Raw genomic sequence first — 7,538 nt, 5'->3', positions numbered from 1 at the left:
TTTTTTACAAAAGCTATTTTATACACTCTTTAGGAGGGAGCTAGATGATTATCAGGTATGGGTTCTATCACATTCCTCACAAATGGTAAAAACTAAAAACTTAAACCCGTCATCCCTGCTCCCTCATCGTCCCCACGCAGGCGGGGGACACAGCGCACTACGTGCGCGCTGTGCGCTAAAAGCGCGCCTGGACTCCTGAGCGGAATCACCAAGTTTAAAATGGAAATACCTGTGACTTGTGGATAATGATATGGTAAAGACATGACCCCTTTTCCTTTGCATGCGTTCTTGACTTTTCGTACAATTTTTATTCATTTAGAAGCAATATTTTCTGTACCTATTTTGTGAGGAAGTCCATTGAATCTCTAATGAAGAGAGTTCATTAATTGCTTATAGTCCTTTCCCCTTGAACCAAATATTAGTGACTGTTCTTCCATCGTCGATAGAGTAAAAAGAAGAAAAAAGGGGGAAGAAGAAGAAGGTGCGAAGGTAAGCTTCTTAGAAGCGCTTTATAGCCCCAATACTTATAGTTACCAGCCATCTCCAAGCTTGCAGGAATTTGATGCTAATTAATATTTGCTAACTTTAAACGAGTTAGAGGTTTAAGAAAAAAATTAAAAATACTTGGGTAGATCTGCGATAAAATCACTTATGTTGCCCTTGATTAGCCTTACAATGAAGGATTGGATTTTTTTAAGGGTCTCCATCGTAATCTTGAAGTAGATGTGATGGATTCTTTTCTTGATGAGGACCCGGAAAAGAATATCCGGCAGCGCTTGAACTTTACAATATCATTGGAGCGCTCCCTGTTTAATTTACCCCAGTTAGGTCAGGGAAATCTCAAGAGTGGCCCCGTTAAAAACTTTCTACAGGCAGTAAAAGAGGGCGTCGGGAAATTAAATGCCTGTCCGACCGCTTTATTAGGAAGCGCTATCAGTCTAGAAATATTGACGAAACGTCAGTTATTGCATAGCAGCACTGAGGAATCAGTGGTCGTTTTTTGTCTGATGAAATTTACACAATAATTCCCGATGTTTGTAATAGAATTCTGAAAATAATAGCTGTATCCGCGGGCCTTATGGAGTACGGTCGTAAAATGGTTTATCCCTTACTTCATAAGCGCTTCCCCGCCTTCCATTTGGCTGTCTTAGAAGAGCATCGTGATCGATTTTTACAGATGCTATTTCGCCAAGTGGGAGCGCCATCCCCTTATCAGCAACAAGACCCCATCCAATTGGGTAATGCCTCCTTACTTTGTTCGTTTATTCTTTTCTTAACTCATGCTTAGCCTTTCCAATCAGTGTTCTCCCAGAAAAATCGAGGATAACTTTCAAACGTTCGTTTCATGATAAATTAAAAATAATTTTAGAAGAGGCGGATCGTCATCAATGGAGATTTAGTGATACCAAAGCAGCTATAAAGAATGAGTTATGAGCGGTAGCTCAACCTGGTCAGTCGCCCTCGGGTGATAAATTTTTAGTCTATTCTGATGATTGGCAAATGACCCTAAAATACAAAACCTCATTGCACGAGCCGCGCAATCCTTATCTTGACCTGCTTAGCGCAGCCTATTCCCGGTTAAAGAATATTTCTAAAACTTTCGAAGAGATGGTTAACCGTTATTTTTTTCCATCTCGTTCCCAACCCTCATTACAAACGATTTTGAAAGAAGTTCAATCACTTGTCAATAACCATCCTAATAGTTTAGTTATTGTCCAGCGCTGGTTGACTCAACAACGCGATGATATCGTCGCAACGTTGGCTAAGCCGGATTGGCGGCTGAGCCTGGATTTTAAGGATCGATCAGTCAATTTTTTACCTGTTAAATTGACTCCCTGCCTCTGTTGCTGTGCTTGCTTTGGTTTCCTGCTGGGGGAAAATCGGAGAAGAATTACTTAGTCACCTCTTTAAGGCAATGTGGTCACACAAGGTAGTAATGAGACTTCACCGGCAATTCGCTGGGTGTCCCCGTATCGCTGTTTTACCCAGTTTTGTGGGAAGTTTACTTCTGTCAAGCATCTTACAACCCTCTCGTGAGTCCGATCTCGTTCTTTTTCCTTGAATTACAATAGATTACAAAGAGGAATCGGTGTGATTTTTTAAATAGTTTGAAGCACGGGTTTTCGAAGGAAGCAGGCAAGCTTTGGCAACGTTCTGTATTTTTTTGCTGGCGATGAAAAAATCATCTCCTCATCATCAGTCATTTCATGGACCTACTGCAAATGGCGCATTCACTCGATAGTTCGCAAAAAGCCGTGTTAGTAAGGCCTTTTTTCGATGTCTAAGCTGGAATCGAACATATCTGGTATTTCATCTTTATTTGATGGCTTAAATCCTACTCAGTTGAAGACTCTGATAGGAATGTGGGGTCAAACGGAGGGAGATTCTTTTTTTGTATCTATTAACTAAAGTGGCTAGATTTTCTGCTGTAAGATTTTCAAATTTGCTAATTCAACTCACTATTTGTTAACCGGATTAGAACACATGTTTGAACAAGGTGATTCTGAATTCAAGGAAATGCTCAGGGGTCATTTAAAATGATATAATTTGGAAAGCTCTGTCGGCCAGCCCTGGATATGGTTCTGTGTTGGCTCAGAGGAGACGATTAGGATAAGGAAGCTACTTTTCACCCTTAATGAGATTTTTGAACCCCTCTCAAATAGTTCCTTTTATTGCGAATGAAATGCGGACTAAGACTGGTTTAGAACGCTTATGCACCGACGAGGAGATGAGGGATTTATTATGGCATTCTTCTACGAACAGCGGTTTGCTCCCGCAAATAGACAGGAACTAAAACAACCACCGGTCATCCGATCATAAGGATGCGGGCATATCTTCGGAGCACAATAAAATTAGATGCTGTCGAAATACCCCGCTGGATGACTCTTTGTAAGTCTGAAAAAGATTTGGAATGGGTCGCGTTTATTTTCCAAATAAATAAGAAGGGAGCACAAAAAAGATAGAAGACATTCCATTTAGTAAGAATGAGCAAGAAATATTTTTTTAGTTACCTTTGTATAACCTCCGAAGGCATAAACCTTTTGTTTAATCTGAAAAGGAGCTTGTTGCGGTGGATAGATAATGGTCCGGAAACGGTGAATACGGTATTTAGATGCTTTGTTTCAAAAGTCTAACCGCTTCTCTTACTCTTTATCCTATCTTGGAGTAGAAAATATAGCTCTATAACATGGGTGAAAATATTTTATTACGATTATTAAAAATCGATGAGGGTAGAGAGGTGTTTTTTGGTTCGAGGGTTGATGCATTAGGAAAAATAAAGCTACCTGAAGAAATACAGCGGATGATTTTCGATTATTTCATACAAATTGACCATCGTCCCTCACTGCCTCGCTTTATTAGTATATTGGAGAACGCATTTCCCAATACTCAACAGCAATTTTTTTCGAAAATAATGCGTCTGAAATGCTACGATTGCTTAAAAGAAAAAATTATCAAGGACGATAATAGCATTGACTGGAAAGAATTGAGCATTCTTTACACCCTTCGTTTTCAGTTTTTCAATTTAAGTGCAGTCAAGGAGGTCACGGGATGAGTTTTATGCATTACGCATGCGCAAACGCCGATAGCAGGAAAATATTATTTAGCCAGAGGGGGTTGCTCACGTTACTTTTGCCACAGATAGCTAAAGCAAAAAAAGAAGGTGAAGAGAGAAAGTTGGGAAGGTCGTGATCGACGGTTTTTTTAGGCCCTCTACGAAGAGACGACCTACTAATTCACCTTTCCAAGTTTTCTGCCAAGAATGTGCGTTTACCAACAAATCGGTACAAGAGGAATTGTCTCTATTTTTGTTTCTTCTTCCCCAAACCCAAAGAAAATGGCAATCCGTTTTTTTAGAAGGTGTCGAACATTCGTCGTTATTTTGGTTATCTCAGAGTGCAAGTGCGCGAACTCTTTTATTAACTAATTAATATAAATCTTTCAAAGAGATAATAAAACAAATATTATTAAAGGAAGGACATCATATATTTGGGGATCTGTCGATTGAACATAGCTTGCAGAATAAGTGGGTTGATGGGTATATAATTTATTGGTTAGTGAAAGATGACGTAGGTGTAAAACTATTTTTTGATCCTCAGGGAGGGTTACTATACTCTTTTGAAAATGAAGGCTTAACAGGCCTGGTCCGCTGCATTTTTTTCTTTATTGTTACCTACCTCTACAGCAGAATCGATCTTGGATTCCTTGTGGTTGGGAGGCTATGCTTCCCTTATTTCTCCGTGGTTTGACAGGCTTTCAGACAAGTCTTTATTAATTTGTAATAATTATGATTTCTTCTTGTTTTTAGTTAAAGGTAAGAGCGCAGTTAAAGTGGAGATCATACAACGATGGCGGTTTGGCTAGAAAGAATGTTCTCAAAAGGACGCTTATCGTCAATTTCTTGGATCCCTAAGCGACGAACTTCCTTATTCTAACTATCAGTTTGCTAACTTTTTTAAGGAAAATTCAGATAATCATTTTTTTTGTTTGCTAAATACGGTCTTGCAAACGATATTTTTGAGCAACCTTCGTTTAAGGAGGCTGAATGGTTATCAAAGGAAAAAGCTTACTAGAAGTATTGGACAAAGATGAGAGTACGCAGTGCGTTTCTTTGGGGTTAGAAGGAAAAATAAAAAATGCGCAAGAGCCGCCTCGTTCGATCTCTGAAGCTAGTAGCCGTAGTCAATTTTTTCAACCCTCCACTCCCTTTTCATTTTCATCTTCATCAAACCAGTCTGAGGAGAAGCCTGCTAAAAAGGCGAAGCATGATTCTCTCTGGAGCAGATAACGTTGCAATTGTAAGAATAGACAAATAAATTGCTTGCTCCTTCCTGGCCCGCTAGTGTATAATATGCTCAAAAAATAATATTAAATCAACGGATTAGAAGATTTTTCGGTTTGAGCGAGTTAGTATATGCTTCAAAATATTCATGAACGCGTCAAAGGGTGGATTGCTGGTCTCATTCTGGCGGTTGTCTCTCTTTCCTTTGTTCTTTGGGGTGTCCAGTATTACTTGCAATCAGAAGGGGGGAAGAATAAGACGGTTGCTAAAGTTAATGGCGAAAAAATTTCAGAGAATGAATTAAACGCTATTTTTCAGCGGTTGCAACGGGCTTATACCCTTCAAAGGGGACAGACGCTTGTTGGCGCAAAAGTCGAGGCGCTCAAAGAACAGGCCTTGCAAAATTTGATTATGAATCATGTGTTATTGGACTCAGCCGAAAAAATGGGGTTTAACATCAGTCCCGTTCAGATCAATCAAATTATTACCGTGTTACCCGCATTCCAAGAAAATGGGAAATTTTCCCCGCAACGGTTTCAACAATTTCTCTATGAAAATTTATTAACGAGCGCTCAATTTGTAGCGCAATTCCTTCAGGTATTTTTGATTCAACAGGTTAAAAAAGGAATCACCGGCAGTGCCTTTGTATTACCTAATGAAATAAAAAACAGTTATGAATTAATCAATCAGACTCGTGATTTTAGTTATATGATTATTTCGAGCGCCCCCTTTTTGAAGGAGAGCAAAGTCACACCGGAAATGATCACTGATTTCTATCAGAAACATCGTGAATCGTTTAAGGTACCCGAGAAACTTAGTATCGCTTATTTGCTTTTATCTCCTGAAATGATTCGTCAGCAAGTTTCTGCGAATGATCACGAGATTAAAAAATATTACGAAAAAAATCGAGAAGAAAAATCTTTTAACCAAGTTAAGGATCAAATTAAACAAATTTTACTACAACAAAAAATAAATATTTTGCTGACTAAAAAAAGCGATCAATTATCAACAATTACTTACACAAACCCTACCTCCCTGGAGCCGGCCGCACGCCAATTGAATTTGAAAATAAACACCACGCCGCTTTTTAGCCGTAAAGGAGAAAAAGAAGGAATTGCCGCCAATGCAAAAATAGTGGCAGCAGTGTTTAGCGACGATGTTTTAAAAGGCAGAAATAATAGCGATGTAATCGAATTAAAAGACGGTAGTTTAGTAGTTTTAAGAGTAAAAGAGCATCAACCCAGTCATTTGCTTCCTTTAAAAACCGTTTCTTTGCAAATTGAACACCAATTGAAAACACAATTAGCTCAAGCAAAAGCGAGTCTTTTAGCAGGAGAAATTCAAAATGAAATACATGAGGGACGATCAGTCGAAAATATTGTTAAAGTTAATCATTTATTTTGGCGAAACGAAAAGGAGGTTAAGATAAATAATAAATCTATTTCCGCAGCTATAATGGCAAGCGCCTTTTCGATTCCATTAAAAAAAGATCATTCTATAACAACTACTGTTTTAAATAATGGCGATTCCGCTGTTGTTCAATTAATAGCGATTAAGCCCGCTAATTTTAAAAATATAACCGAGAAACAAAAGAATTCATTAGAGAATTTTTTGTCAATTCAGCGCGGTAATCTCGAGTATCAATCTTATATGCAGGCGGCACGAAGTCGTGCAAAAATTAAAATTAATTCGCCTTCTTGAATAATAAAAATTTAATTAAATTTTGTGCATTGATTGATGTTTATTCAAAATTCATTTATTACTTCCATTCCATTACGGATCTGATAAGATCATCTTTCTCTGGATGTTGACGATTAAATATTCCAATTATTTAAAATAATACTGTAAATATGTTTTTGCGAAATTGCTTGTACATAATGTGAGCGATTTCTGGTTTTCCATGCAGGAATTTTAGACTCTCATTCCTCTCATTAAAACTTAAAAATCCTAACCTTTTGATATTTAAGCTTTTTTTCAGCCTCAGTGTTCACCAATTTTTAGTCGCTTTCTGATAGGGCAGTTTATATTTCTGAAGAAAAGCTGAAGTGATATATTGAAAATCCCTCAGTGGGAAACGTGAGGGTTTAGAGTAGCTGATAAGCAAGGCGAGTTTAGCTGAGGCCTCTAGGGTCTCGGTGGACAAGGAGCTCCTCGGTGTACTCTAAACGTAATGAGGTAGTCTAAGGTCTCTGTGTATCAAGGATGAAGCTTTTGGGCAAGGAAGCCCCCGCTACAGATCCTCCAGATTGTCCTAATGAAGAGGACCGCTTTTGCGATCCTTTTTTTCCTCACTTTCGCCTTTTCCCAGGAGAGGGGTGCGATTAAAAGTATAGGTTTTCAACAAATAGCCTGTATGAAGCGCAGTGAAATACGGGGATGATAGACGAGATCATTATTTTCCCGTATTCTGCTTTGGTCTATACGTATATGGCCCCAGGGTTGTTGTCAACAATCAGTTTTGACGAAAAGAACGTATATGCGGCTTCACCGAGCCACCGCATGAATTAGCCTCATCAACCTCAGGTTTTACCTTAACGTCCTTAACATCACATTGCCGCGTTTACTAATCCGCGACAAGACCTCCTTATTCTCACTCGCGTGTTGTGGAGGAACTAACCCAATAAACACCAACAACTTGCCAGAAACAGATGAAATTGATGAATGTCCCTCCCCGTTCGCATAAACCGGCAGCGCCGTTAAATCCCCCCCGGCTGCGCTGTACCCGTTGACAATCCTCATTGGTTTTTACCACGGCTTT

The 7,538-nt window shown here is 39.0% G+C and carries 7 protein-coding genes and 1 pseudogene; 6 read left to right on the top strand and 2 right to left on the bottom strand.

The window, feature by feature from the left end:
- Positions 1–92: 92 nt before the first annotated feature.
- Entirely contained in the window at positions 93–263 is a 171-nt protein-coding gene (locus tag OWO34_RS06565) for a hypothetical protein (RefSeq protein ID WP_267256969.1), read from the bottom strand.
- A gap of 420 nt (positions 264–683) precedes the next feature.
- Here OWO34_RS06565 and OWO34_RS06560 point away from each other — a divergent pair, with 420 nt between their 5' ends.
- The 6 genes from OWO34_RS06560 (at position 684) to OWO34_RS06535 (ending at position 6,481) form a co-directional block, all read left to right on the top strand.
- A complete protein-coding gene (locus OWO34_RS06560) occupies positions 684–1,025 on the top strand; it encodes a hypothetical protein (RefSeq protein ID WP_267256968.1) in 342 nt (113 codons plus the stop codon).
- A 71-nt stretch (positions 1,026–1,096) separates the two neighbouring features.
- Positions 1,097–1,288, top strand: coding sequence for a hypothetical protein (locus tag OWO34_RS06555; RefSeq protein WP_267256967.1), 192 nt, complete (start codon positions 1,097–1,099; stop codon positions 1,286–1,288).
- Positions 1,289–1,500: 212 nt separating this feature from the next.
- A complete protein-coding gene (locus OWO34_RS06550; protein ID WP_267256966.1) occupies positions 1,501–1,899 on the top strand; it encodes a hypothetical protein in 399 nt (132 codons plus the stop codon).
- 1,288 nt (positions 1,900–3,187) lie between these two features.
- Positions 3,188–3,553, top strand: a complete 366-nt coding sequence (locus OWO34_RS06545; protein WP_267256965.1) for a hypothetical protein — start codon at positions 3,188–3,190, stop codon at positions 3,551–3,553.
- Between the two features lie 990 nt (positions 3,554–4,543).
- Positions 4,544–4,786 (top strand): hypothetical protein, encoded by a 243-nt coding sequence (locus OWO34_RS06540; RefSeq protein WP_267256964.1) that lies wholly within the window; start codon positions 4,544–4,546, stop codon positions 4,784–4,786.
- A 126-nt stretch (positions 4,787–4,912) separates the two neighbouring features.
- Positions 4,913–6,481, top strand: a complete 1,569-nt coding sequence (locus OWO34_RS06535; RefSeq protein WP_267256963.1) for a SurA N-terminal domain-containing protein — start codon at positions 4,913–4,915, stop codon at positions 6,479–6,481.
- Positions 6,482–7,312: 831 nt separating this feature from the next.
- On the opposite strand, the pseudogene OWO34_RS06525 reads toward OWO34_RS06535, so the two are convergent.
- Positions 7,313–7,538 (bottom strand): annotated as a pseudogene (locus OWO34_RS06525) (transposase); the annotation flags it as partial.

This window comes from Coxiella endosymbiont of Ornithodoros maritimus (assembly GCF_907164965.1).
Taxonomy (GTDB): Bacteria; Pseudomonadota; Gammaproteobacteria; order Coxiellales; family Coxiellaceae; genus Coxiella.
This window is presented reverse-complemented; position numbering and strand designations above follow the sequence as displayed.

Bases quoted from the DNA above. Each gene is read 5' to 3' on its own strand.
- OWO34_RS06565 (WP_267256969.1), bottom strand. From the start codon at position 263: ATGTCTTTACCATATCATTATCCACAAGTCACAGGTATTTCCATTTTA.
- OWO34_RS06555 (WP_267256967.1), top strand. From the start codon at position 1,097: ATGGTTTATCCCTTACTTCATAAGCGCTTCCCCGCCTTCCATTTGGCT.
- OWO34_RS06550 (WP_267256966.1), top strand. From the start codon at position 1,501: ATGACCCTAAAATACAAAACCTCATTGCACGAGCCGCGCAATCCTTAT.
- OWO34_RS06545 (WP_267256965.1), top strand. From the start codon at position 3,188: ATGGGTGAAAATATTTTATTACGATTATTAAAAATCGATGAGGGTAGA.
- OWO34_RS06540 (WP_267256964.1), top strand. From the start codon at position 4,544: ATGGTTATCAAAGGAAAAAGCTTACTAGAAGTATTGGACAAAGATGAG.
- OWO34_RS06535 (WP_267256963.1), top strand. From the start codon at position 4,913: ATGCTTCAAAATATTCATGAACGCGTCAAAGGGTGGATTGCTGGTCTC.